This window comes from Proteus sp. G2609 (assembly GCF_963896135.1).
In the GTDB taxonomy this organism is placed as follows: Bacteria; Pseudomonadota; Gammaproteobacteria; order Enterobacterales; family Enterobacteriaceae; genus Proteus; species Proteus mirabilis.
In genome coordinates, this window is sequence record NZ_CAWQNB010000020.1 from 1 (window position 1) to 25,790 (window position 25,790).

Annotated in this window: 22 protein-coding genes; 12 read left to right on the top strand and 10 right to left on the bottom strand. The window is 39.7% G+C overall.

What is annotated here, in order from left to right:
* Positions 1 to 215 (top strand): IS200/IS605 family transposase (gene tnpA / locus AACV01_RS05430; protein WP_155116709.1); only part of this gene is annotated, 215 nt, incomplete at its 5' end.
* A gap of 171 nt (positions 216 to 386) precedes the next feature.
* The gene (locus AACV01_RS05435) at positions 387 to 1,967 is read left to right on the top strand and encodes a TerC family protein (protein WP_004247594.1); all 1,581 of its coding nucleotides are present in this window, start codon (positions 387 to 389) and stop codon (positions 1,965 to 1,967) included.
* Positions 1,968 to 2,127: 160 nt separating this feature from the next.
* On the opposite strand, the gene dcuC is transcribed toward AACV01_RS05435, so the two are convergent.
* From dcuC to apbC, 5 genes are all read right to left on the bottom strand, one after another.
* Positions 2,128 to 3,489: an anaerobic C4-dicarboxylate transporter DcuC gene (gene dcuC / locus AACV01_RS05440; protein ID WP_004247593.1), complete on the bottom strand. Its 1,362-nt coding sequence runs from the start codon at positions 3,487 to 3,489 to the stop codon at positions 2,128 to 2,130.
* Between the two features lie 429 nt (positions 3,490 to 3,918).
* Positions 3,919 to 5,850, bottom strand: a complete 1,932-nt coding sequence (asmA, locus tag AACV01_RS05445; RefSeq protein WP_161682550.1) for an outer membrane assembly protein AsmA — start codon at positions 5,848 to 5,850, stop codon at positions 3,919 to 3,921.
* 44 nt (positions 5,851 to 5,894) lie between these two features.
* Positions 5,895 to 6,476 carry a dCTP deaminase gene (gene dcd, locus AACV01_RS05450; RefSeq protein WP_004244515.1) on the bottom strand — a complete coding sequence of 194 codons (582 nt, stop codon included), beginning with the start codon at positions 6,474 to 6,476 and terminating at the stop codon, positions 5,895 to 5,897.
* Between the two features lie 76 nt (positions 6,477 to 6,552).
* Positions 6,553 to 7,194 (bottom strand): uridine kinase, encoded by a 642-nt coding sequence (udk, locus tag AACV01_RS05455; RefSeq protein ID WP_004247591.1) that lies wholly within the window; start codon positions 7,192 to 7,194, stop codon positions 6,553 to 6,555.
* Positions 7,195 to 7,406: 212 nt separating this feature from the next.
* A complete protein-coding gene (apbC, locus tag AACV01_RS05460) occupies positions 7,407 to 8,519 on the bottom strand; it encodes an iron-sulfur cluster carrier protein ApbC (RefSeq protein ID WP_004247590.1) in 1,113 nt (370 codons plus the stop codon).
* A gap of 204 nt (positions 8,520 to 8,723) precedes the next feature.
* Here apbC and metG point away from each other — a divergent pair, with 204 nt between their 5' ends.
* The 6 genes from metG (at position 8,724) to sanA (ending at position 15,922) form a co-directional block, all read left to right on the top strand.
* Complete coding sequence (gene metG, locus AACV01_RS05465) at positions 8,724 to 10,751, top strand: methionine--tRNA ligase (protein WP_017628455.1); 2,028 nt, start codon at positions 8,724 to 8,726, stop codon at positions 10,749 to 10,751.
* A gap of 135 nt (positions 10,752 to 10,886) precedes the next feature.
* Positions 10,887 to 11,354 (top strand): CidA/LrgA family protein, encoded by a 468-nt coding sequence (locus AACV01_RS05470; protein ID WP_004247588.1) that lies wholly within the window; start codon positions 10,887 to 10,889, stop codon positions 11,352 to 11,354.
* The gene (locus AACV01_RS05475) at positions 11,348 to 12,049 is read left to right on the top strand and encodes a CidB/LrgB family autolysis modulator (RefSeq protein ID WP_004247587.1); all 702 of its coding nucleotides are present in this window, start codon (positions 11,348 to 11,350) and stop codon (positions 12,047 to 12,049) included. The genes AACV01_RS05470 and AACV01_RS05475 overlap by 7 nt, the downstream gene beginning before the upstream one ends.
* 216 nt (positions 12,050 to 12,265) lie before the next feature.
* Complete coding sequence (cdd, locus tag AACV01_RS05480; protein WP_161682552.1) at positions 12,266 to 13,150, top strand: cytidine deaminase; 885 nt, start codon at positions 12,266 to 12,268, stop codon at positions 13,148 to 13,150.
* Between the two features lie 214 nt (positions 13,151 to 13,364).
* Positions 13,365 to 15,062 (top strand): NAD-dependent malic enzyme, encoded by a 1,698-nt coding sequence (locus AACV01_RS05485; protein ID WP_004244507.1) that lies wholly within the window; start codon positions 13,365 to 13,367, stop codon positions 15,060 to 15,062.
* A gap of 134 nt (positions 15,063 to 15,196) precedes the next feature.
* A complete protein-coding gene (sanA, locus tag AACV01_RS05490; protein WP_004244506.1) occupies positions 15,197 to 15,922 on the top strand; it encodes an outer membrane permeability protein SanA in 726 nt (241 codons plus the stop codon).
* Here the strand turns inward: sanA and yeiB are convergent.
* From yeiB to AACV01_RS05505, 3 genes are all read right to left on the bottom strand, one after another.
* Entirely contained in the window at positions 15,919 to 17,070 is a 1,152-nt protein-coding gene (gene yeiB / locus AACV01_RS05495; protein ID WP_161682554.1) for a DUF418 domain-containing protein YeiB, read from the bottom strand. The genes sanA and yeiB overlap by 4 nt on opposite strands.
* Positions 17,071 to 17,079: 9 nt before the next feature.
* Positions 17,080 to 17,742: a GTP cyclohydrolase I FolE gene (folE, locus tag AACV01_RS05500; RefSeq protein ID WP_004244504.1), complete on the bottom strand. Its 663-nt coding sequence runs from the start codon at positions 17,740 to 17,742 to the stop codon at positions 17,080 to 17,082.
* A gap of 145 nt (positions 17,743 to 17,887) precedes the next feature.
* Positions 17,888 to 19,057 carry a YbfB/YjiJ family MFS transporter gene (locus AACV01_RS05505; RefSeq protein WP_004244503.1) on the bottom strand — a complete coding sequence of 390 codons (1,170 nt, stop codon included), beginning with the start codon at positions 19,055 to 19,057 and terminating at the stop codon, positions 17,888 to 17,890.
* Between the two features lie 215 nt (positions 19,058 to 19,272).
* Between AACV01_RS05505 and moeA the strand changes: the two genes are divergently transcribed.
* The 3 genes from moeA to AACV01_RS05520 all read left to right on the top strand — a co-directional run bounded on the left by moeA (position 19,273) and on the right by AACV01_RS05520 (position 23,244).
* Complete coding sequence (gene moeA, locus AACV01_RS05510) at positions 19,273 to 20,514, top strand: molybdopterin molybdotransferase MoeA (protein ID WP_020945386.1); 1,242 nt, start codon at positions 19,273 to 19,275, stop codon at positions 20,512 to 20,514.
* A 5-nt stretch (positions 20,515 to 20,519) separates the two neighbouring features.
* Positions 20,520 to 21,287: a molybdopterin-synthase adenylyltransferase MoeB gene (gene moeB / locus AACV01_RS05515; RefSeq protein ID WP_004247582.1), complete on the top strand. Its 768-nt coding sequence runs from the start codon at positions 20,520 to 20,522 to the stop codon at positions 21,285 to 21,287.
* A gap of 256 nt (positions 21,288 to 21,543) precedes the next feature.
* Positions 21,544 to 23,244 carry an amidohydrolase gene (locus AACV01_RS05520; RefSeq protein WP_004247580.1) on the top strand — a complete coding sequence of 567 codons (1,701 nt, stop codon included), beginning with the start codon at positions 21,544 to 21,546 and terminating at the stop codon, positions 23,242 to 23,244.
* Positions 23,245 to 23,307: 63 nt separating this feature from the next.
* Here the strand turns inward: AACV01_RS05520 and AACV01_RS05525 are convergent, their stop codons facing one another.
* Together AACV01_RS05525 and AACV01_RS05530 are read right to left on the bottom strand one after the other, a co-directional pair.
* Positions 23,308 to 23,772: a GNAT family N-acetyltransferase gene (locus AACV01_RS05525; protein WP_004244499.1), complete on the bottom strand. Its 465-nt coding sequence runs from the start codon at positions 23,770 to 23,772 to the stop codon at positions 23,308 to 23,310.
* 9 nt (positions 23,773 to 23,781) lie between these two features.
* A complete protein-coding gene (locus tag AACV01_RS05530; RefSeq protein ID WP_004244498.1) occupies positions 23,782 to 24,360 on the bottom strand; it encodes an LOG family protein in 579 nt (192 codons plus the stop codon).
* Positions 24,361 to 24,708: 348 nt separating this feature from the next.
* On the opposite strand from AACV01_RS05530, the gene rhtA reads away from it, so the two are divergent.
* A complete protein-coding gene (gene rhtA, locus AACV01_RS05535; protein WP_004244497.1) occupies positions 24,709 to 25,599 on the top strand; it encodes a threonine/homoserine exporter RhtA in 891 nt (296 codons plus the stop codon).
* The last annotated feature ends 191 nt before the right edge of the window (positions 25,600 to 25,790 follow it).

Here is a 25,790-nt window from a genome sequence, read left to right on the forward strand (position 1 = left end):
TGATTAATTACCCGCCAAAACTGGCGATATCTAATCTGGTTAACAGCCTTAAAGGGGTATCGAGTCGATTACTTCGACGTGATCGTCCTGATATTGCCCAACGTGATTACTACAAGGGGGTTCTTTGGTCGCCGAGTTATTTCGCGGGGAGTTGTGGTGGCGCACCAATATCTATTATCCGCCAGTACATTGAGCAACAGGAAACACCGAGTTAGTTAAAAAACCGCGCCTTATATCCCCGACCTGAAGGACGGGGTTTTACGGTGCTTTGGATAAAATGAAATTATTCTGCCACTATCAATAATAATTTATTGAAAAATTCCGCTAAATTGCTCATTATTCCCAAGTCGGCATATGCCGTCTTTATAGAAGGTAAAACAAACTGTATGGAATGGATCGTAGATCCGACGATATGGGTAGGTCTTTCCACCCTTATTGTTCTCGAAATCGTACTTGGTATTGATAACCTTGTTTTTATTGCTATTCTAGCAGATAAACTCCCAGCAAAATTAAGAGATAAAGCACGTATCACAGGATTATTGTGTGCTCTTATTATGCGGATTGTACTGCTATTTAGTCTCTCTTGGCTTATCACCCTAACCAAACCTCTTATCACACTGTTTGATCATCCTTTCAGTGCCAGAGACTTAATCATGCTCCTCGGAGGGATATTCTTACTTTTCAAAGCCACAATGGAGCTTAATGAACGGCTAGAAGGTAAAGATCATAACGAGGGAAAACAACGTAAAACCACGAGTTTTTGGTCTGTTGTTGCGCAAATTATTGTACTAGATGCTGTATTCTCTCTAGACTCTGTTATCACTGCGGTAGGGATGGTTGACCATCTCGGCGTTATGATTGCTGCTGTAACTATTGCGATGTTCTTGATGATCCTCGCAAGTAAGCCATTAACCACATTTGTCAATAATCACCCAACTATTGTTATTTTATGTTTAAGCTTCTTATTGATGATTGGTTTTGCCTTAGTTGCAGAAGGGTTTGGCTATCCAATACCTAAAGGCTATTTATACGCTGCCATTGGTTTCTCTATTATGATAGAGATATTTAACCAACTCGCACAGTTTAACCGCCGACGCTTCTTATCAGCTTCTCGCTCTTTGCGTGAACGTACAGCGGAAGCGGTATTGCGCATTATTAATGGTAAACCAGAAGCCTCTGAACTTGACCCTCACACTTCTGATTTAGTTGCTAATACAGAAGAGGTGTTTGATCCTCAAGAGCGCCAAATGATTGTGCGCGTTCTGGGTTTAAGCCAGCGAAACGTCAATAGTATTATGACTTCACGCCATGATGTTGAATATGTTGATCTAAAAGCCACCCAAGATGATATTCGCCAATTACTAGAAGAAGATCCCCATTCTCGTCTCGTTATTACCGACGAAGAAAATAGCGACGAACCTATTGGCGTGGTAAATGTTATTCAATTATTAAATCAACAGTTACGTAATGAACCATTAGATTTGCGTTTATTAATTACACAACCCTTAATCTTCCCTGAGGGGTTATCACTATTACAGGCATTAGAACAATTCCGTAATGCTCATACTCACTTTGCCTTTGTGGTTGATGAGTTTGGCTCTGTCGAAGGCATTGTTACCTTAACCGATGTAATGGAAACCATCGCCGGTAATTTACCAGTAAGTACAGAGGAAAATGACTCTCGCCACGACTTAGTACAGAATGAAGATGGCTCATGGACTGTCAATGGTTTTACACCGCTGGAAGACTTAGTGCTTTATATTCCTATTAAGTTGGATGAAAAACGTGAGTATGAAACCTTGGCTGGCTTATTGATGGAACATTTACAACGCGTTCCTGCCGTCGGTGAAAAAGTGGTTATTGATGGTATTGAATTTGAACCATTAGATGTACACAATCACCGTATTAATAAAGTACGTATTGTTGAACCAACACCTGAAGACGAAGAAAATGTCGACGAAGCTTAATTTCTATTAAATAACCAAATATCCGTCTCTAAGGCGGATATTTTTTATCTGAAAATGATGCTTAATAAAAAACGGGCTTTGTCTATGCATAACAAAGCCCGTCAATAGAATGAAAAATAAAGTAGATAAAGCTAACTTTATTTCAATAATTTATTGATGATCAACCTAATGTGCTGGGTACCAGTATTTCCGTTGCAACAATCACAATCACAAGCCCGACCAATACTGGCACAGAAACGCGTTTCATCACTTCAAAAGGTGAAATTTTTGCCATTCCTGATACAGCAACCACCACACCCGATACAGGTGATAAAGTCCGTCCTAAGTTTGATGCTTGTAACATCGGAATAGTTAAGTAAGCAGGATTCACACCCATATTACTTGCTAAGCGCGGAATTAATTCAACGAAAGCATAGAAAGGCGCATTCCCTGAGCCGGTTGTCATTGCCGCGAGCATGGTAATTAAGACTAATGCAATCATCATAACAATCGCCCCTGAGCCTAATGATTGTGCGCCATCAATTAACGCGTGAATAAAGCCAACTGTTGTTAAACCTTGCGCAAAAACCCCTGCGGCAACTAATAACATTACCACTTGGGCAAATGCATCAGCCATACCACGGTAAGCAACTTCTAAACCGGCAAAAACTTCTTTAGCACTAAAGCTACGGATAAATTCAATAACCGCAGATAACATCATGCAAAGAATAATAATGGCAACAATATGAAGCTCTGGTAACCATTTACCATCAAAAACTAATACACCAATAATAGGTGTGAAAGGTAAAATCGCATAGAAATTAGGGGCGTGAGTTTTGATTTCGTTCACATCTAACATCTCTGTTTCGATATGCTCTTTACGATCAAGATAACGTTGCCAGAAAAAGTGAGCAATACACATCCCAAGAATTGCGGCAATAGAGATAGGCAGTGTTGTTTTAAAAGCAAAATCAATAAGTGGCATTTCAGAAGCTTGTGCCGCTAAAATCACGTCACCAGAGGTTGGCGCTAAAATAATTGATGCAGGTGAAGCACAGATAGCCGCCGCCGCACCACGACTAATTCCCATATTGACCATCACTGGGAATAAGGTCGCCATCAATAACACACCAAGACCTGTTGCGGATGAAACAGCTAATGACATTAAACATGCAACAATATAAGCCGCTACCATTAAAAGATAAGGTGAGTTGATCATTTTTAATGGGCGTGAGGCAAGTTTCACGACCACGTCATTGGCACCAATATGAGTCATATAAGAAGCAAACCCACATAGCACCATGATCATCATCCCCAGATCACCACCACGGCTCATAAGTAGATTTTTTACATACTCAACAATATCGATTAAGCGATAACCGGTACTTGTGACACTGGCTGGTAATACTGATTTGCCCATAATCACACTGATGATAAGCAATAATAGCCCACCAGTAAGTAGCACACCTGTTGGCGAATATCCCTTAACAATGTAACGCCCAACACCCACAGCGACGAGGGCGCCGATAAGAATTTCAATCATGTATAGTTCCTGTCTACGATAGTTATTTATAAAATGAAGCTTTTTGTTTTTATCATCATTTTTTTGCATTTAGTGCAATGGACACACTCTGCCCAAAGGCAACGTTGCAGTGTATGACATATATCAAAAAAAACGACTATTTTTTTACATGTAAACAGTACGAATGAGTATTTTTTAGGCAAAAACTGAATTAAATGATAAACATAATGCACTATGAGCATAATTTAATCATTTTATCCATTTTCTGTTAACGGTGGTAGGGAACCGGGAACGGGGATAAGAAACGTAATGCAGCATCTGTGTTCCACAGATATTGTTTAATATAAGAGAAGAGATTATTAATCATAAATTAATAAAATCAATTTATTAGCCAAAAAACAAAACAAGGTGGAATAAAAATTTATTCCACCTTGTTAACAACTTTAAAAATTATATTTTTTTCAATAATTGATTAAGCGCTTTAACTTCGGGGCTATCATCTTGCTTATTTAACCAATTATCTATGGCCTGTTTTGCTTTTTGCTGTAATTGATCACGTAGTAATTTTTCAACGTTAAACTCATATTGGATAGCATTCCAATTACCATACAATCTTAATGGAATATCTATTTTGGCCAGTTGGCGAATAAATTCATTCTCTTTGCCCCAACCTTTTTTGATATTAACCATCAGCATCACATCTAGATTATGACGTTGTAGATCTAATTGACCTTGCCCGCTGATCTGATAAGCACTTGCTTGAGCATCTAACTGATTTAACGTCACTCGGCCTTTAGGCGCTAGTTTAAACTGGGCAATCACACTATCGGCTTTGGTATAGTTCTCAATATCTTCAGGGTAAACCACTTGATCGGTTGTTTGTGCAATAGATTGCTGGATCACTTGTGGAATATTTAATCCTAGCATTTTAAATTCGCTTAATGAGGTATCCAGTGTGCCCTGCCAGCTATTAAGAAACGCGTTGCGATTATATCCGGCACCTTCTAGATGCCCTTTAGCAGAAATTAAACCGCTGAAATTTTCTGGCTGATCAAAGACGCGTAATAAAGGTTGCAAAGGGATATTATTCATTGTGACATTCATACTAATATGCGCTGGCACAATGCTAGTAGAAATCACCGTAGGCAGTGAGAAATTTCCGTTTAGGATCTGCCCTTCTAACCTATCAATATTTAATGATTTGGGGTTATTTAATGCGGTTAATTTAACATTGTTTATTTCTAATTCTTTATACAATAACTTATTGAGCGCTAAGTTTAAGCTAAATTCAATATCACCCCAGTGGGTTAAATCATACGCTTTGTTTTCAATTGTCGCGGAGGTAATAACCGGACGAGCCATAATAGTTGCATTGGGTGATGGTGCAGCCTGAGCATGGCTAAAGAATGAGAATGATCTCGACGGGGTATTTGCCAAGGTTAACGATGCCGTTTCAGATGAATTAGGCTGTGCTAACTCAGGTAATAGGGTATTTAAATTTAAAGTGTCCCCAGTTAATTCCACTTGATAGTGGTTCTTTTTAGCCAATTCAGCCGTGATGCTACCTTGTAACTGACTCTCATTTGCCGTCATATTTAAATTATTTAAGGCAATAACATTTACACTATCATTTTTAATATTGAAATCTGAGGTTAAATTTCCGGAGATCCCTTGAGCCGGAAGTCCTATTCCCGATAATGCATAATCTAATTGAGCGATATCGCCACTGATTTGATATGGGTAGCCACTCATATCAGCATTAGCAACAACATTTAACATTAACTCGCGACGATCACGATTAATTTTGGTGCTCATCTCAAGGTTAATTTGTTTTTTGTCGTCCGTTTTTAATAATAAATTGATATCGCGTAAATTAAGTTGCTCTCCCCCTTTGGTTTGCCAAATAATCAAACTATCGGAGATCCTCACCTTAGCAATATTTAATTGCCAACGATTTGTTTTTGGCTCAATAATCGGACGAGTACTGTCTTCATTGGCAACAGAAGGCGGGGTTATTTTAGGTATTGCTTTACTCTCAGGCGTTTGTCTAACCACTGCGCCTTTTAGCATCACTTCTTTTACTTCCAACTGGTGGGAAAGTAATGGCCATAATTCCACATCAAGACGCATATTATCAGCAGTGATCAATGGTTGCTCAGCACCGGGAGCTGTTAATGACATTTTACCACTAATAATGCTGAGTTTTGGCCAGACATGCCAACGCATATCATCTTGTAAGGTTAATTTATAGCCACTTTGTTTTTCAACGCGTTCAACAAGATAACCACGAAAATCATTAGGGTTAATGAGCAAAACTAATGTCGTTAAGCCTGCCAAAATCACTACAAGCAAAATGGCGAGTGTTGTCAAAAACCTTTTCATATTGTTACCCGCTTAATAAAGTTGATAATAGTCGTTAATGAAAATTAATCTTCGCTAATCCGACTTCCTACCGCACCTTGTTGATTTTTATATTTCGCATCTTGGCGACGATTGTAAGGCCTATCCGCAGAGCCTGACATAGGTTCAAAACTTAATGCGCCAATCACCATACCCGGTCTTAATGCTAATGGCAGTTTACCTGAATTAAAAAATTCTAATACGATGTGTCCATGCCAACCCGGATCAATTCGGTGAGCCGTGACGTGTACCATTAATCCCAATCGCGCTAAAGATGAGCGTCCATCTAACCACCCTACTACATTATCCGGTAATGTGACAGACTCTAATGTAACCGCCAAGGCAAGCTCTCCGGGATGAAGATAAAAAGCTTCGCCTTCTGGTAATACAATTTCATCACTCATTACCCGCTCAAGTGCCTCATTAACTTCATTTTTGGGGCCACTGAGGTCAATGTAAGCCGCAGTATGTCCTTGGAAAACACGAAACTGGTTACCCAAGCGAACATCCGCTGTTGCGCCGTTAATTCGCTCGACAGGCGGGCGGGGTTCAATGACTAATTTACCTTCATCAAGCCACTGAATAATATCACGGTCGCATAATCGCATTTTATTTCCCTTCTTCAAGTTAAACAGGCAGTTTCATGGTTAATCATGCATGAAAGCTGCCTACAAATGAACTCAATTATTCACAAAACTGTCCGATTTTTGCTTTCAAAATATCGATCGCAACACGGTTTTTTCCCCCTCTAGGCACAATAATATCGGCATATTGTTTAGAAGGCTCAATAAACTGGAAGAACATCGGACGAACAGTTTTATTATATTGTTCAATAACAGAATCTAGACTACGCCCACGTTCATTCACATCACGTTTAATTCTACGCATTAGACAGATATCTAATGGCGTATCGACAAAGATAGAAAAATCCATCTCTTCACGTAAGCGCTTATCTGTTAATAACAGAATACCTTCAATAATAATAACTTTTTTTGGTTTAAAATGAATGGTTTCTGATTTACGGGTGTGAGCGACATAATCATATTGAGGGAGTTCGATGGCGTTTCCGGCTTTTAGTTCACACAAGTGTTGGTATAAAAGTGCGTGATCCATCGAATTGGGGTGGTCGTAGTTAACTTTATATCGCTCTTCCATTGTTAAATCACTTTGGTCACGATAATAGCAATCTTCTGGTATCACACCGATATTATGATCACCTACTTGCGCTCTTAATTCACGGTAAAGTGTACTGGCAATAAGACTTTTACCTGAAGCAGAGGCTCCAGCGATACCTACAATTGTGCACTGATGTGCTGTGTCAGCCATAATAAAAAACCTGGTTTGAAATAAAAAAGAGGAATAACGTAATAATATGTAAATATTACGCTCGCGCAGATTATAGTTTTGAAATCCTTCTGGTTCCAGCGTAAAACCAAAAATCTCTTTGTTTTTTATCAAAAATAGTCAGATTTCAGCGGATAAAAAAAAGGAAGCCTAAAAGACTTCCCATAATAATCAATAGATTATTGTTTCACCGCTTATACCGCGCGGAAAGAAATTTCCGTTGGAATAGCATCCCCATCCCAATACATTTGCGCAGAAACTGTTGAAGCAATTTCACGATAGATATCAGCGAATTCACCTTCAGGATCACGCATCACCGTCGGTTGTCCGCGATCTAAATCTTCACGTAAAGAGATATGCAGTGGAATTTGACCCAATAATTGGCAATGATATTTTTCGGCTAATTTCTCAGCACCACCCGTACCAAAAATAGGCTCAAGATGACCACAATTGCTACAAATATGCGCACTCATATTCTCAATAATACCTAATACGGGTACATTGACTTTTTTGAACATGACAATGCCTTTCATCGCATCCACCAGCGCAATATCTTGTGGTGTTGTAACAACAACGGCGCCAGTCACCGGAATATTTTGTGATAAGGTCAATTGAATATCACCCGTTCCTGGTGGCATATCGATCACAAGGTAGTCTAAATCAGGCCATAACGTATCTTGCAGCATTTGCATCAACGCTTTGCTTGCCATTGGACCACGCCATACCATGGCATTATCGTCTGTGACTAAATAACCGATAGAGTTAGATGCTAGACCATACGCCATAATAGGTGCCATATGTTGCCCATCTGGTGAAGTTGGGCGTTCCATGGTTGTACCTAACATATTAGGAATGGATGGACCATAAATATCCGCATCCAGAATACCTACTTTAGCCCCTTCTTGTGCTAGCGCTAAAGCAAGGTTTACCGCGGTACTGGATTTACCCACCCCGCCTTTACCTGAACTCACCGCCAGAATATTACGTACGCCATTAATACCTGGTAGATCGTTTGCACGACGTAGTGTGGCAATATTGTGTTTTAGCTTCCACTCAACAGCTTTGGCTCCCGTCATATTACGCAGCTCTGCCGTTTTTTCTTCAATCAGTTGTTGGAAAGGTTTTTTCCACACAAACGGCATCACTAATTCGATATGAAGGACATCATCAATCATCGCACACTGATGTAATGCTTTTAGGGAAAGCAGATTACGTTTCAATGTCGGGTGTTCAAAAGTAGACAAGACACCTGAAACTTTTTCTTTCAGAATCTCAGGGGTGGTCTGCTCGGGGGATTTATCACTCATCCCGGCTCCTCTCATTTTCGTTATTCATTAAATATCTGAGTGCACCTATCATATCAGATAGTCAATGACTACGATAATGCCTTACCTCAATTTGCCAAGCGAAATTTCTCTTGCAAAAACTCTATGATTGCCCTAGCGACATCATGACGGATAGGTTAACATCAAAGACCCTTTTTTTAATTTAATGGAAGTAAGATCCTTACTATGTCTCACGTCGCGAATAAATTATTGGTAACCTGCGCGTTACCTTATGCTAACGGTTCAATTCATCTCGGTCATATCCTTGAACACATTCAGGCTGATATCTGGGTCCGTTACCAACGAATGCGCGGCAAAGAAGTTCATTTCATCTGCGCTGATGATGCTCACGGCACGCCTATTATGCTGAAAGCTCAACAATTGGGTATTACCCCAGAAGCCATGATTGAAGAGATGAGCAAAGAGCATCAACAGGATTTTGCCGGTTTTAATATCAGCTACGATAATTATCACTCCACACACAGTGAAGAAAATCGTCAATTATCGACGAAAATTTATCTAGCCCTGAAAAAAAATGGTCATATTAAAAGTAAAACGATTTCTCAACTTTATGATGAAGAAAAAGGCATGTTCTTGCCTGATCGTTTTGTTAAAGGGACTTGCCCTAAGTGTAAAGCGCCCGATCAATATGGTGATAACTGTGAAGTATGTGGGTCAACTTATAGCCCGACAGAATTAATTAATCCTCGCTCTGTGGTATCGGGTTCAACGCCGGTAATGCGTGAAACTGAACACTATTTCTTTGATCTCCCAGCCTTTAGCAATATGTTGCAAGAGTGGATCCGCTCCGGTGCATTGCAAGAGCAAGTAGCCAATAAGATGCAAGAGTGGTTTGACAGCGGTCTGCAACAGTGGGATATCACCCGTGACGCCCCTTATTTCGGTTTTGAAATCCCTGATGCGCCGGGTAAATATTTCTATGTTTGGTTAGACGCCCCTATTGGTTATATGGGCTCATTCTTAAACCTATGTGAAAAACGTGGTGATTTAAGCTTTGATGAGTTCTGGAACAAAGAGAGCAAAACTGACTTATACCATTTTATCGGTAAAGATATCGTTTATTTCCACAGCTTATTCTGGCCGGCAGTGTTAGAAGGTAGTGAATACCGTAAACCAACCAACCTATTTGTGCATGGCTATGTCACCGTCAATGGTGCGAAGATGTCAAAATCTCGCGGCACCTTTATTACGGCACGTGCCTATCTTGATCACTTTGATGCTGATTGCCTACGCTATTACTATGCGGCAAAACTTTCATCACGTATTGATGATATTGACCTAAACTTAGAAGACTTTGTACAGCGTGTAAACAGCGATATCGTCAACAAGGTGGTTAACCTCGCGTCCCGTACTGCGGGTTTTATCAGTAAACGCTTTGATGGCAAATTAGCGGCAAGCCTTGATGATGCGAAGTTATATCAACATTTCGTCGATATGCAAGAAAGCATCGCACAATGTTTTGAAAACCGTGAATTTGGTAAAGCCATTCGTGAAATTATGGCATTAGCAGACGAAGCTAACCGCTATATTGATGAAAAAGCGCCTTGGGTGGTTGCTAAACAAGAAGGTAAAGAGGCTGAGTTGCAAGCTATTTGTACTATGGGAATTAACTTATTCCGTGTACTGATGACTTATTTAAAACCAATTCTACCTTCTTTAACAGAACGTTCAGAAGCCTTCTTACAAACTGAATTAACTTGGAATGCTCTGTCGCAACCGCTGTTAAACCATGAAATTACTAAATTTAAAGCATTGTTTAATCGTATTGAAATGGATAAAGCCAATGCAATGGTAGAAGCTTCAAAAAGTACCATTGCGCCAGTCAAAGAAATCACGGGTCCATTAGCAGACGCGCCTATTCAAGAAACTATTAAATTTGATGATTTTGCCAAAATTGATATGCGCATTGCTGAAATTAAACAGGCTGATTTCGTTGACGGCTCAGATAAGTTGCTAAAATTAATACTGGACTTAGGGGGAGAAACACGCCAAGTATTCTCCGGCATTCGTTCTGCATACCCTGATCCGAAAGTATTAGAAGGTCGCTTAACTGTTATGGTTGCAAACCTAGCACCTCGCAAAATGCGTTTTGGAATTTCAGAAGGTATGGTGATGGCCGCAGGCCCTGGTGGTGAAGATATTTTCTTACTTAGCCCAGATAGTGGGGCTAAACCGGGTCACCAAGTGAAATAAAAACTGACCTTTATTCAAAATGCAAATACAAAGCGGGGTTCTATAAAGAGCCCCGCTCTTTTTTTATTGTGATCCATAGCACACTTTGAAAATTGGTGTATGATAAATACGTCAGTTGATTTAGGACACATATCTATGAAATCTAAGCGGGTGCAGATCACAATCTGGCACTATATACGATCATTTTTTATACTTTATCTTTGTCTTTTTGCCGGTAATCTTATTTCAGCCTTATTACCTTTCGCGGTGCCCGGCAGTATTGTTGGACTACTTATTCTATTTGGTTTACTTGCCTTCCAGCTTATTCCACTACGTTGGGTAAAACCCGGTGGTAATATTTTACTGAAAAATATGTCATTGCTCTTTATTCCTATCGGGGTGGGTGTAATGAACTATTATAATTTATTAAGCCAACAACTCTTTCCTATTGTTCTGGCCTGTGTTGTCAGTACCTTTGCGGTGATGGCGCTAGTCGCTTACTGCTCACATTACGTGCATCGTGAACGTCCTATTATCGGTGCTAAACCCGATAAAGTAGAGGATGTAGAATTAGCAGAACAACAAGACGACGACAGAGCGTTAAGTGAGAAGAAAAAATGTTAATATTAATGAATATTTGGTGGTCATTACCGCTAACACTTATTATTTTCTACTTAGCACGTAAACTGGCTGCTCGATTTAAATGGCCTATTTTAAATCCGTTATTGATTGCTATTGTTGTTATTATTCCTATTTTATTAGTGACACACACCGCTTATGAGGATTATTTTGCCGGAAGTCGTATCCTTAACGACTTGTTGCAACCAGCTGTTGTTGCTTTAGCTATTCCTTTATATCAACAATTACACCAAATACGCGCACAATGGAAATCGTTAATTAGTATCTGCTTTATTGGTAGTATCGCCGCCATGGCTAGTGGTACAGCGATTGCGTTATGGGCTGGCGCTACTCCTGAAATTGCCGCCTCCATTTTGCCTAAATCGGTAACAACCCCTATCGCAATGGCTGTTGCGGATTCCATAGGTGGTATTCCTGCAATCAGTGCTGCATGTGTTATTGCAGTAGGTATTTTAGGTGCCATTTTTGGTCATACGCTATTTAAAATATTACGTATTCCAACTCACGCTTCTCGTGGTTTAGCGATGGGAACAGTCTCTCACGCAGTGGGTACTGCAAGAGCAGCTGAAATCGATTATATTGAAGGGGCATATAGTTCATTAGCATTAATGACTTGCGGTATTATTACTTCACTTACTGCACCCTTTATTTTTCCTTTTATTTTGCACCTTTTTAGCTAATTAGCTAAATCAAGAGAACACATAAAAAAACCTTCGTTCGGAGCGAAGGTTTTTTATGCTAATGCTAAAATCAATTTACTATAAATTTGAGATGCATCTCCCAATTAATCATTCAGTTGCAATAGTTTCATTGAAAATATGATTTTAATCACATATAAGAGTAGGTAAAGATGCCTAAAATCTTACAATAGCAGAAGATTAATGGGAGACACCTATATGCATACTCGTTTTCAGGCAATTTGGTCAGATTTATCCCCTCAATTACAACAAGCACTTACGCCTTATCTTGAGCAGGATGAATTTCCGGCAATGTTCACTGCTGAACAAGTTAATGCGTTAAAAACACAGTTACAATGTAATGATGATGAGTTAGCCCTCGCATTACTGCCTGTTGCAGCCGCTTGTGCTGTGACACCTATCTCTCATTTTAATGTGGGTGCCATTGCTCGTGGTGAAAGCGGTCACTTCTATTTTGGGGCAAATATGGAGTTTGCTGGCGCCCCATTACAACAAACGGTACACGCAGAGCAAAGTGCGGTTACACATGCTTGGTTACGCGGTGAATCTCGTTTAGTTGCCATCACAGTTAACTATACCCCTTGTGGTCATTGTCGTCAGTTTATGAACGAACTAAATAGCAGCACTCATATTGCAATCCATCTCCCAGGCCGAAAAGTGGCAACCTTAGGTGACTACTTACCTGATAGCTTTGGCCCTAAAGATCTCAATATCACTACCCTACTGATGGATAAAGTTAATCACGGTTATCAAATAGATAACACTAGCCAACTAGCACAACAGGCACTACAAGCAATAAATCGTAGTCATGCCCCTTACAGCCATTCTCACAGTGGTATTGCTGTACAGATGAAAAGCGGCAAGATCTTTCAAGGCAGTTATGCTGAAAATGCCGCATTCAATCCCAGTATGCCACCATTACAAGCGGCACTTATTGCATTAAATATGGCGGGTGAAAATGTTATGGATATTGAGTCTGCAATATTAATTGAAAAAGCAGACAGCCTATTAACTCAGTGGGATGCCACACAAGCAACATTAACAGCTTTAGGTTGTCGCCAAATACAGCGTGTCACTTTGTAACATTTTTTAACTTATACCGTTAAATTGTCCTCATAAAAAAGCATCAGCATGTAAATTTTTGCTGATGCTTATCAGAAAAAGTCATAACAATTGTATCTATCTCTCATTTCTAAGCAGAAAAATCATAAAAAAATAACATAAGCTGTACATATTTTTATTATTTTGTAGGATCTACACTTGTCATGTGACTAACTGCCTTACAAGAGTATTTTTCATGGAACTGGAACACGAAAGTAAACGTCCTCTCTATATCCCGTATGCAGGCCCAATCCTGCTTGAATTTCCCCTGTTAAATAAAGGTAGTGCTTTTAGCGAAGAAGAGCGTAGCACCTTTAACCTTCATGGTTTACTGCCTGAGGCAGTAGAAACCATTGAAGAGCAGGTGGAACGTGCTTACCGTCAATATCTTGATTTTAAAAATGATAACGATAAACACATCTATTTAAGAAATATCCAAGATACCAATGAAACGCTATTTTATCGTCTGTTGGAATCTCACCTTACTGAAATGATGCCCATCATTTATACCCCCACAGTAGGTGAAGCTTGTGAGCACTTCTCTGATATTTACCGTCGTGCGCGTGGACTTTTTATCTCTTACCCTAACCGCGCCAATATTGATGATATGCTACAAAACGCCACCAAACAAAACGTAAAAGTGATTGTGGTCACAGATGGTGAGCGTATCCTTGGTTTAGGTGACCAAGGTATCGGTGGTATGGGTATTCCTATTGGTAAACTCTCTTTATATACCGCTTGTGGTGGAATAAGCCCCGCTTATACCTTACCCGTTGTACTGGATGTTGGCACCAATAACCCACAACGTTTAAATGACCCACTTTATATGGGCTGGCGCCACCCACGTATTACCGGAGATGAATATAACGAATTTGTCGATGAATTTATTCAAGCCGTTAAACGCCGTTGGCCAAATGTACTGCTGCAATTTGAAGATTTTGCACAAAAAAATGCCATGCCTTTATTAAATCGTTATCGTGATGAATTATGTTGCTTTAATGATGATATTCAAGGTACTGCCGCTGTGACATTAGGTAGTCTAATTGCGGCAAGCCGTGCTGCGGGGCGTCAATTAAAAGATCAAACTGTCGCTTTCTTAGGTGCAGGCTCAGCCGGTTGTGGTATTGCAGAGCAAATTATTGCACAAATGAAGTCTGAAGGACTAAGCGACGAACAAGCTCGTGCACGTATCTTTATGGTTGACCGTTTTGGTTTGTTAACGGATAAACTGCCAAACTTACTCGATTTCCAAAGTAAGCTTATTCAAAAAAGCGAAACGCTGGCCGATTGGCAAACAGAAACGGATGCAATTTCACTGTTAGAAGTGGTTAAAAATGCTAAGCCAACCATTCTGATTGGCGTTTCTGGTCAAGCAGGACTTTTCACTGAAGAGATTATTCGTGAAATGCATAAGCATTGTGAACGTCCTACCGTGATGCCTCTTTCTAACCCAACGTCTCGTGTTGAAGCGCGTCCTGAAGATATTATTAATTGGACTGATGGACAAGCTCTTGTTGCTACAGGAAGTCCATTTGCCCCAGTCACCTATAAAGAGAAAGTGTATCCTATTGCACAATGCAATAACTCATACATCTTCCCAGGTATTGGCCTTGGCGTTATTGCAAGTGGTGCAAAGCGTGTTACTGATGCCATGTTAATGGTTGCAAGCCGTGCGTTAGCCGATTGCTCGCCTATGGCAAAAGAAGGCGATGGCCCACTATTACCTTTATTAGCCGATATTCAACAAGTTTCACGTTATATTGCTAAACAAGTTGCCAAAGAAGCACAGGTGCAAGGTGTTGCAACGGTCACGTCTGATTCTGCTTTAGAAGAAGCGATTGAACGTAACTATTGGGAGCCTGAATACCGTATTTACAAGAGAACGTCATTCTAATTGAGTTAAAATCATTAGGTTTCATTCTGAAAAGCGCACTATTATCACTAATAGCGCGCTTTTTTCTTGCTTCCCAATTAGTGCTCAAGTAGCCTTTAACCTATTAGAAAACCCTGAGTCATTAAGGCAAGGATATGCTAAAGCGCCTCATTTATCTCTTTTTGACCCTTTTTATCTTAGTTGCGGTGGCATTAATTGCTTGTGATCGCTGGATAGGTGTAAAAACTAGCCCCTATATATTTGAAGATATAGATAAACTACCCGCCAAAAAAGTAGGCATGGTATTAGGTACTGCTAAATATTACACCACAGGCTATCTTAACCAATTTTATCAATATCGTATTCAAGGTGCTGTTAATGCCTATAACAGCGGCAAAGTGCAATATCTGTTACTCAGTGGAGATAATGCACAGCATAGCTATAATGAACCCAATACGATGCGTAAAGATTTAATTAAAGCAGGCATACCGGCATCGCGTATCGTTATGGATTTTGCTGGATTTAGAACTTTAGATTCGGTAGTACGCACAAAAGAAGTGTTTGGAACAGATGGCTTTACTATTATCACTCAGCGTTTCCATTGCGAACGAGCCGTATTTATTGCCCTTGAAAAAGGCATTGATGCCCAGTGTTTTGCTGTTGCTTCGCCGAAGAGTATGTTTAAGGTGCGTGTACGTGAAGTTTTAGCCAGAGCAGGTGCAGTTGTCGATCTCTATATATTAAAACGCGAACCGCGTTTTCTAGGTCCACCAGAAGCAATACCTGCTGTACAAAATATTCCTGATGATATTAAGGGCTATCCGGCGGTTTCACCACAAGAGGTAGAAGCTTTGCCATTAAACAATGGCAAAAACAGTTAAAAGCGTTTTGCTAACCCTGTTGACGAGTGGCGCCACAGCCACTCGATTGGCCCTTGAGAAAAATAGCGTAACCACGTTACGGCAAAGATAATATTTATCACCCAAATAGCCATCACAAATAGCATAAGCTGCAATAAGGTAAATTGGTTAAATAACCCCATCCGCTGGAAAAGCGTCGTGCCAATAATGCTCTGTAGTAAATAGGTGGTAAGCGCCATTTTCCCCACACAACGTAAAGCATAGGCGATAAAACTGTGTTGAATATAAGGCCATGCCCAATAGAGTAAAGCAATATAACCTAAGCTTTGAATAATTTGGATCACCATGGTGATAGGCTGAGCCACTACCGCAGACCACATATAATGCCAATCTAAATAATAATCGGTAATTACAAGCGTCCCTTGGAAAAGTAAACTTATGACTAAAAAACAAACCGCTATCAAACCATAATGAGACTGTGAATAGCGTCGTTGTAACCAACCGGATGCCATTAACGCCGCCCCCATTAACATGGCGCCAATTAAAAACCAACTATATTGACGAACTAAATTAAAAATAAAATCACTCAGTTCATCTAATCGCCAGTAGATACTATTTATATAGCTTCCGGTTTTCCAATGAGTCTCTATCATGGCGGAATAGTCAGAGCTATACCAAACTATTTCAACAAAATCACGATAGTAATAAAATAAAAAAGCTAAAATAATCGCGCCAAATAAATAGAGCACCAGCCCAAGGATAAATTGCCGCTTAATAGGTAATGCTTTAATAAAAAAGAGAACAAATAATCCGCAAATACTATAAGGAAATAAGATATCCCCTTCCCATAGTAATAGGGTATGAATAATACCGATTAATGCCAGAATAATTAGGCGAGATACGTTCCAAGCAACAGAGCGCTGTGATAATAAATAAAGTGTTCCACCAAATAACAGCGCAAAAATAAACAGAAACTTTCCTTGGGTAAATAAATTTAGCCCTATCCAAGTAAGTTTGTCCGCAAAAGTCGCCTCTCCTGAATGCATAGGATTAAATGAGGCAACTCTTAATAAGGCAAAACCTGAGATATTGAGTAATAAGATGCCAAGGATCGCTATTCCTCTCAACGCATCTAAAGCGTCGATGCGTTGACGTGAACTTTGTTCCATTTATTCATCTCAAAGATGGCGTACAGCACGCAAAAACTCTTGGCGAGTATTTTGGCTAGATTTAAATAGTCCACCTAATGAGGTTGTGGTGGTTGCACTGGTTGCATCACGAATGCCTCTTGCTTTTACACAATAGTGAACGGCATCAATAGAGACAGCAACGTTTTTCGTCCCCAATAGCGTTTGTAAGGCAATCAATATTTGTTGCGTTAAACGCTCTTGCACTTGAGGGCGTTGTGCGAAGAACTGCACAATACGGTTAATTTTTGATAAACCAATCACTTTATCTTTAGGAATATAAGCAACCGTTGCTTTACCATCAATAGTGACAAAATGGTGCTCACAAGTACTGGTTAATGTGATGTCACGAACAGTGACCATTTCATCAACCTGCATTTTATTTTCAATCAGGGTGATTTTAGGAAAGTTGTGATAATCCAAGCCTGAAAAAATTTCATCAACATACATTTTCGCAATGCGATGTGGCGTTTCCGCTAAACTGTCATCACTTAAATCTAGGTTTAACAATTTCATCACTTCCGTCATGTGATGTTTAATTTGTTGTTTACTTTCACTGGGTGAAAGTTTTGGCTCACGAAGAGGCGTTTCCAAACCACGCTCCACTAACGCGGCATGCACCCATTGCGCCTCTTTACTTAATGTTGATGACATTGGACTCTCCGATAAACACATTAATTAAGTCTCTGTTACCTAATTCAACGATAACCGTTACACTTTAGATGAGCTGAATCACATTATCCAGCAATACTGCATTTTTGGTTATGAAATTATTGCTTTTTTGTCATTTTTTATTGTTTTACCCTTTATTGTTTTCTTTCATACAAACCAAAATACCGCCGATGATCAATATCACAAAGGCGACATATAATGCCGGCTCTAGTCTTCCCGTTAACGCCGTTGAAAGGAAGGAAACCAGAGGCCCTACTAGCTGTCCAATAGCATAAAATGTTGTTAATAATCCTGCCATATAACGAGCATGATCAGGTGCCAACTCTTTACCACGTAAAAATGCCAATTGCACCGCACACATTAACCCTCCCCCCACTAAAAATGCGCCAATAGCAAGACCTGTAATTGTGGGTAGCCATTCGGCAATGATGATCCCCAGTGCTTGCAACCATAGTGTTATCGCCAATCGTAATTGTGTATTAAGGACATTACGTGTCAGTATCGCGATCCCAATACATAAAGCTGCGGAAGCACCAAAAATAGGCCAGACAAATTGAGCAACTAAGCTACCGGGAAAACGTTCCGTCGCCATTTGAGATAAAAAGGTCGCAGGTAAAATATAACCAAAGCCCGCAAAGGTATAACCCCAAATCAATTTTTTCATCGCCGGCGTTAAGATAAGTGGCTCTACTTTGACTTGCTCACGATTAATTGACCAAGGTTTGGGTAAATGATAGCTCACATAAATTGCACAAATAAACGCCAACACACCGTAAATCAACCAACCTGTTGTCGCACTCATCTGCCACTTGAGAATGAATACCGCAAGAAGGCCACTAATAAAGATCCCCGCCCCTGTTCCTGCATAGACTGCCACACTTAATGCCGGGCGATTTAAACGGGCTAATACTTCATTTGCCCACGAAGCAACGAGCACTAATGTCCAACCGCTTGCCCAACCAATAAAAAAACGGGCAATACTATGAGTTAAAGCATCATTAAGTACCGCACTAAGCAGTGTAATGATCACCGCTCCCCATAATCCCCCCCAAAGCCGATAGCCCACACCTTTAGTTGCTTTCATCGCATCATATGAACCAGCTAAATATCCTAGATAATTAAATGCAGCAACAATACTGGCACTGGTTAATGTCAGTTGTGTGTCCGCAATCATTAGCGGTACTTGAGGCGTAAAAGTAAAACGCCCTATCCCCATAGCAACAACTAAAGCAAGGAAACCACTAAAAGCGATATGAAAGGCTTGTGCTGAATGGCTTGGGTGGGTTGAGGTATTCATAAGGCTCCATTGTATTGATGTTATTTATTACATTTAAAATACAACAATATTATTAACACATTAACTAACAGTTTTGTTTTAAATAGTTAACATTTTATGTTGAGTAATATTTTCTTTTTTTGCTGATGAGATGATCGCTAACATGATGTGCTTCATCGTGATAGATTAGTATCATGAAATAAAACAGAACATTTCGATAGATTTTGGAGTATACAATGAGTCAATGTCAGGTTAGCGGTTTGTTATCCCTTGATGAGGCGCTAGAAAAATTACTTGAAAAACCGGTGGCAATCACAGATACCCTTAGTATCCCTTTGCATAAGGCAGCAGGTTATATCTTAAGTGAGCACATCACTTCACCACTCAATGTACCTCCTTTCGATAATTCTGCCATGGATGGTTACGGTGTACGTTATACGGATCTAAACACTCAATCTCCTTTACCTATTGCAGGCAAAGCGTTTGCTGGAGTCCCTTTTGAAGGTGAATTACCACAAGGACAATGTGTTCGTATCATGACCGGAGCCATGATACCCGCAGGTGTCGATACCGTTATTATGCAAGAAGAAACACAAGTGACTGACAACGGTATTCTTTTTCCACATCCGGCCAAGCTTGGACAAAATATTCGTCGTATTGGTGAGGATATAAAACAAAACGATATCGTCTTAGCCGCAGGAACAAAACTTTCTACAGCACAGTTACCTCTTATTGCTTCACTCGGTATTGCCAATATTAATGTTTACCGCAAATTAAAAGTGGCCGTATTTTCAACGGGTGATGAGTTGCAAACTATTGGCCAACCATTAAAAGCGGGGCAAATCTATGATACTAACCGCTTTGCCGTACGCTTAATGTTGGAAAAATTAGATTGTGATGTGCTTGATTTAGGCGTTATTCCAGATTCGCCAGAAAAACTGCGAGAAACTTTTAAAACCGCTGATGCACAAGCGGATTTAGTGATTAGCAGTGGCGGAGTTTCTGTGGGTGAAGCGGACTATACTAAACAAATTTTAGATGAAATAGGCGAAATTGGTTTTTGGAAATTAGCCATTAAGCCGGGTAAACCTTTTGCTTTTGGTCGCTTACATAATGCTTGGTTCTGCGGATTACCGGGTAATCCTGTCTCAGCAACAGTGACATTCTACCAATTAGTACAGCCTTTAATTGCCCGTTTATCTGGTTTTAGTCAGTGGCGAGCACCACAGCGTTTCCATGCTAAAACCTGTTCACCATTAAAAAAATCTGCCGGTCGTCTGGATTTCCAACGCGGTATCGCCAGTATTAATGAAAATGGTGAATGGCAAGTAACAACGTCGGGACATCAAGGCTCTCACGTATATAGCTCCTTTAGTGTGGCAAACTGTTTTATCGTCTTAGAGCGAGAACGTGGTAAAGTTGCAGCGGGTGAAACCGTCACTATTGAGCTATTTAATCCTCTGCTAAAAAGCGAATAGTGTTTATGAGTATAGAATTAACCGATGAAGAAACGCTGCGTTATAATCGCCAAATTGTGTTAAGAGGCTTTGATTTTGACGGTCAAGAAGCACTGAAAAGTGCTTCTGTATTGATTGTCGGTGTTGGGGGATTAGGCTGTAGTGTATCGCAATATCTCACTGCCGCAGGTGTTGGCAAACTGACACTATTAGATTTTGATACCGTTTCACTGTCCAATCTTCAACGCCAGATCCTGCATCGCGATAGCACCATTGGTCAGCCGAAAGTTTTATCAGCTAAAACAACATTAAACGCGATTAATCCCCATGTACAGATAGATACGGTTGATGCACTACTTGAAGATAAAGCACTGGCTGAATTAATCAGCCAACATCATCTGATAATGGATTGCACAGATAATGTCACTATCCGTGAACAACTAAATCGACTGTGTTTTGTGCAGAAAAAACCCTTAGTATCTGGTGCAGCCATTCGTATGGAAGGCCAAATTAGCGTCTTTACCTATCAAGATGATGAACCTTGCTATCGCTGTTTAAGTCATCTTTTTGGTGATAATGCACTCACTTGTGTTGAAGCGGGTATTATGGCCCCTGTTGTGGGTACTATTGGCACGTTACAGGCCATTGAAGCCATTAAATTACTCACTGGCTATGGCGAAACTTTACATGGCAAAGTATTAATATTTGACGCTATGCGGATGCAATTTCGTGAATTTAAGCTACCTAAAAATCCACACTGTGATGTATGTGCGGCTAATTTGCCCGATAATTGACCCCTTCTAATATTTTAATAGGGTAAGTAGCTATCGGTTCTGCTTACCTTATTCTCTTCCATATAGTGGTATTCTATATGGTTTATCCTATTATTTTCGCCCATTGATAAAATAGTTAGTTAAATCAATGTAACACGCAGGTAGTATTGAGCGTCATTTAATTCTAATATGACCGCCCGCATCAAAACTTCATAGGATGCCCAATCAGTACCGAAAATTAGCCATCATCGCCAAAAAAGCTATACAAGGTAGAAGAATGACATTTCAAATTGCAGACACACTCTATTATAACGGCCTAATCTATACCGCTGATAATAGTAACAATTTCGTCGAAGCTATCGCTGTTTCTCAAGGTATTATTATTGCAACAGGCACAAAATCGAATTTACTTGCTTACTGTAATGAAAAAACACAGCATATCGATTTACAGAAGAAAATGGTGATGCCCGGCATTATTGATGCTCATATGCATCCATTTTGGGGGGGAGCCACATTAGCAGGTTGTCACCTTGATTATCTCTCCTTAACAATCGATGAAATTCTATCGCGTATCCAACGCTATCTTGATGCTGATCCCATCGATAGTGATACAGCTTGGTTGAAAGTGTCAGCATGGTATCGTGAAGGGATGCAACCGGAAGGGATACAAATGACGCGTTATCACCTTGATAGCTTAAATACGTCTCGCCCTATCTTACTTTTTTCTAGTGATTGTCATAGCGTATTAGCAAATTCCCGCGCACTAGAATTATTAAATATTACGGCTGAAACCCCCGATCCCCCTGATGGCAATATTGAACGTGATGGTGATAGAACACCTATTGGTATTCTTGAAGATGCACCAGCTATGCAGGCTATTGATAGTCTACCGCCTTTAACGGCAGAGCAAAATCTACAAATCGCACGCCATGTACAAAAGTTACTCAATCAACAAGGGGTAACGACTATCATGGATGCACGTGTTGGTGAGCCACAATTACGTGCCTTTAATACCTTGCGAGAAGCGGGTGAATTAACGGTTCGTGTTGAGAATGCGGTTGAAATTACCCCTGATGATGTGGCTGATATTGCAGCTATTCCTCATGCTGTACAACAAGCAATAACACGATTCTCTCACTGGCATCAAATCAGTCAAGGCGCGCAACCCAGTGTCGCTATTCGCCATATTAAGCTTTTTCTTGATGGTGTATTACAAGCGCCGATTATGACAGCACGTTTACACGCCCCTTATCGTATTAATGTCGGTACGGATGAAACGCCTCATTGGCAAGATTCAGAGCATGTTGGCGATCTCTATTTTTCACCTGAAATCTTGACACCATTAGTCACTGAGATTAGCCGTGCAGGTTATCATCCTCATATTCATACCGTCGCTGAAGGGGCTATTAGTGTCGCACTTGACGCCATTAGTGAAATGCGCAAAGCCTTGCCAGAAAAAGATATTCGCCCCGGCCTTGCGCATAACGAATTAATGTGTGAAAAAGATTATGCGCGCTTTGCCCAATTAAATACCTACCCTTTTCTCTCCTTTCAATGGGCTGGCGTAGAGCAACATAATATTGATAAAGATCTTGAAATGTTAGGCAAAGCACGTTGCCAATATCTAGAAACCGCCGGTAAATTTATTGATGCGGGAGTGACTGTCGCATTTGGCAGTGATTGGCCGATTGATCCATTAAATGAGTGGTATGACTTTAAAGTTGCCATGACTCGACAAAAAGATCCCTCTCAGCCACGTTTAGATAATGATCGCAATCTCACCTTAATCGAAGTATTACGAGCCGCCACCATTAATGCCGCTTATGCACTAGATATGGATAAACAGATTGGTTCATTAGAAGTAGGGAAATTCGCCGATTTTATTGTCTTAGATAGAAACTTGTTTGAAATATCGGCAGAAGATATTGAAAATGTCAGGGTATTGTGTACGATAATTGCGGGGAAACCCACAATTTAGCTGAATAACATAATTAATAAACCCGCACTCAGCGGGTTTATTTTTGCCATGATTAAGCGAAAATTACAAAGCAATACCCATCACGGTACTGACTTCTTTTAACCCTTCTCGCTGATAAAAACGTTTAGCATCGGCATTTTCAGCCAATACTGAAAGCTCTAGGTGGGTCATTTTTTGTTGTTTGGCCCACGCCTTCATGGCATTTAGCAACAATGCCCCTGCCCCTTGTCCACGAACAGAAGGGTCAACAACAATATCAAAAATATAGGCATATTTACGCTGTACTAAACAGTTAAATAGCGGTGTCTCTTGTATTTGGGCAATAGTAAAACCGACAATTTTCTGTTCTAACTCAGCCACTAACAGATGAAATTTATCATTTTTAATGCCATTAATAATAAATGCTTCATCTTGTTTACCCGGTTTTAATCTTTCTGGCTGTAATTTCGCCATCTCAGCAAATAAATAGCCATACAGGGTATTAATCTGCTCAACATCAGAAAGTACAGCTTTTCTTATGGTTATCATGCTCTACCTTTATTTATCGTAGGTTTTAATCGAAGGGGCAATATAACTTTCAAATTTATCTAATAACTGGATAGGTGATTGCTCAACAATCGCCATATGACGATATTTTTCATGTAAGAATTTTTCATCTACCATTTTATCTATCATAGCCAGTAATGGCTGATAAAAATCATTAATATTAAATATACCTAATGGCTTTTGATGAAGGCCAATTTGGCTCCAAGTAAACACTTCGCTGAACTCTTCTAATGTGCCAAAACCCCCCGGCAGTGCCACAAAGCCGTCCGCGAGTTCAATCATTTTACTTTTACGTTGGTGCATAGTTTCAACGACATGGAGCTCTGTCAGATTTTTATGTGAGATTTCACGCCCTTCTAATAGCGTTGGGATCACACCAATAACTTTACCCCCTTCCTGTAAAACGGTATCCGCGAGCGTGCCCATAATTCCTACACTGGCACCACCATAAACTAAAGTGATATTACGTTTAACCAGCTCTTTAGCAAAAAGAATCGCTTGTTGTTTATAAATTGGTGAAGCGCCTAAACTTGAACCACAATACACGGCAATAGACTTTATTTTATTCATTTTTAATTCTCTTTAGCTAGTTAAAACGAGTGAAAAATTATACTGAACCCCTCAGTTATAAAAAAGGTCAAAAAAAATTATTTTATCGCTTTTATAATATATCTCTCTGTTTGTTTTATTAATAATACACATTTAATTTGATTGTTTTTATTCATCCTTATTGTATTTTCCAAATATATTTTAATATTATTAAACTATCCCTAAACTAAAATAATTTAAGTTGTGTTATTAATAAATAATTAATAAATAACTATATTAAAAATCACAAATTTACTTTATATTATGTGATCCTTTGTTATATAGGATAACAGAGTACTCAACGCTTTACTTTTGACGAGGTTTTTCAGGATGTTGTCAGCCAGACACTCAGCTAAATTACAGGTGTTCTACCCTGTGCTTCTTTTGCTTCTTTCTATGCTATCAATACAAAGTGGCGCATCATTGGCAAAAAGCCTGTTTCCTGTTATTGGCGCCCCCGCAGTCACAGCATTACGCCTTTTTTTAGGTACTCTGATCCTGTTTTTTATTTTTAAACCATGGCGTCTAAGCTTTTCTCGTAGTGCCATAATGCCACTATTTTTATATGGTTTATCATTAGGGGCAATGAACTACTTATTCTACTTGGCTCTTGAAACTATTCCATTAGGTATTGCAGTAGCACTTGAGTTTACAGGACCGCTTGCGGTAGCGATGTTTTCTTCACGCAGAGCAATCGATTTTTTATGGATAATCTTAGTGATTGCTGGCTTAGGGTTATTACTGCCGATTGGGGATAATATTCACGGACTCGATCCCCTAGGCATTTTATATGCATTAGGTGCGGGTGTCGGTTGGGCACTGTATATTGTTTTCGGACAACGTGCAGGAAAAGGCTATGGCGCAGCGACAGTTTCTATTGGCTCACTTATCGCCGCCTTTATCTTTTTCCCTATTGGTATGCTACAAAGTAGCCCTGAGCTAGTTTTTAGTTGGTCTATATTACCTATTGGATTAGCTATTGCGATTTTATCTACCGCTTTTCCTTATACTTTGGAAATGATTGCACTTACCCGTTTACCGGCAAAAACCTTTGGGACATTGATGAGTTTAGAGCCTTGTATGGGGGCTTTTATTGGTATTATTTTCTTACATGAACATTTAACGTTAATACAATGGGTTGCGTTGGCATTTATTGTGTTAGCGTCAATTGGTTCCACTGCAACCATGAAAAGAAAAACCAAAATTGAAAAAGTAGAATAAATATTTATACAGTTTAACTTATTAATAAATAAAATATTAAATGAAAAGAGATCAGTTGATCTCTTTTTACTTATTAAATAATAACTTTACTTCCCTAACATTGCTATTTTAAGCATATTGTCTTATTCTAAATAGGCTATTTCGATAGATGACATTTTTATTAGTAATGCCCTATCAATTTAATAGTAGCA

Excerpts from the sequence above, each read along its gene's own strand:
- AACV01_RS05435 (WP_004247594.1), top strand. The coding sequence starts at position 387 with ATGGAATGGATCGTAGATCCGACGATATGGGTAGGTCTTTCCACCCTT.
- dcuC (WP_004247593.1), bottom strand. The coding sequence starts at position 3,489 with ATGATTGAAATTCTTATCGGCGCCCTCGTCGCTGTGGGTGTTGGGCGT.
- asmA (WP_161682550.1), bottom strand. The coding sequence starts at position 5,850 with ATGAAAAGGTTTTTGACAACACTCGCCATTTTGCTTGTAGTGATTTTG.
- dcd (WP_004244515.1), bottom strand. The coding sequence starts at position 6,476 with ATGCGATTATGCGACCGTGATATTATTCAGTGGCTTGATGAAGGTAAA.
- udk (WP_004247591.1), bottom strand. The coding sequence starts at position 7,194 with ATGGCTGACACAGCACATCAGTGCACAATTGTAGGTATCGCTGGAGCC.
- apbC (WP_004247590.1), bottom strand. The coding sequence starts at position 8,519 with ATGAGTGATAAATCCCCCGAGCAGACCACCCCTGAGATTCTGAAAGAA.
- metG (WP_017628455.1), top strand. The coding sequence starts at position 8,724 with ATGTCTCACGTCGCGAATAAATTATTGGTAACCTGCGCGTTACCTTAT.
- AACV01_RS05470 (WP_004247588.1), top strand. The coding sequence starts at position 10,887 with ATGAAATCTAAGCGGGTGCAGATCACAATCTGGCACTATATACGATCA.
- AACV01_RS05475 (WP_004247587.1), top strand. The coding sequence starts at position 11,348 with ATGTTAATATTAATGAATATTTGGTGGTCATTACCGCTAACACTTATT.
- cdd (WP_161682552.1), top strand. The coding sequence starts at position 12,266 with ATGCATACTCGTTTTCAGGCAATTTGGTCAGATTTATCCCCTCAATTA.
- AACV01_RS05485 (WP_004244507.1), top strand. The coding sequence starts at position 13,365 with ATGGAACTGGAACACGAAAGTAAACGTCCTCTCTATATCCCGTATGCA.
- sanA (WP_004244506.1), top strand. The coding sequence starts at position 15,197 with ATGCTAAAGCGCCTCATTTATCTCTTTTTGACCCTTTTTATCTTAGTT.
- yeiB (WP_161682554.1), bottom strand. The coding sequence starts at position 17,070 with ATGGAACAAAGTTCACGTCAACGCATCGACGCTTTAGATGCGTTGAGA.
- folE (WP_004244504.1), bottom strand. The coding sequence starts at position 17,742 with ATGTCATCAACATTAAGTAAAGAGGCGCAATGGGTGCATGCCGCGTTA.
- AACV01_RS05505 (WP_004244503.1), bottom strand. The coding sequence starts at position 19,057 with ATGAATACCTCAACCCACCCAAGCCATTCAGCACAAGCCTTTCATATC.
- moeA (WP_020945386.1), top strand. The coding sequence starts at position 19,273 with ATGAGTCAATGTCAGGTTAGCGGTTTGTTATCCCTTGATGAGGCGCTA.
- moeB (WP_004247582.1), top strand. The coding sequence starts at position 20,520 with ATGAGTATAGAATTAACCGATGAAGAAACGCTGCGTTATAATCGCCAA.
- AACV01_RS05520 (WP_004247580.1), top strand. The coding sequence starts at position 21,544 with ATGACATTTCAAATTGCAGACACACTCTATTATAACGGCCTAATCTAT.
- AACV01_RS05525 (WP_004244499.1), bottom strand. The coding sequence starts at position 23,772 with ATGATAACCATAAGAAAAGCTGTACTTTCTGATGTTGAGCAGATTAAT.
- AACV01_RS05530 (WP_004244498.1), bottom strand. The coding sequence starts at position 24,360 with ATGAATAAAATAAAGTCTATTGCCGTGTATTGTGGTTCAAGTTTAGGC.
- rhtA (WP_004244497.1), top strand. The coding sequence starts at position 24,709 with ATGTTGTCAGCCAGACACTCAGCTAAATTACAGGTGTTCTACCCTGTG.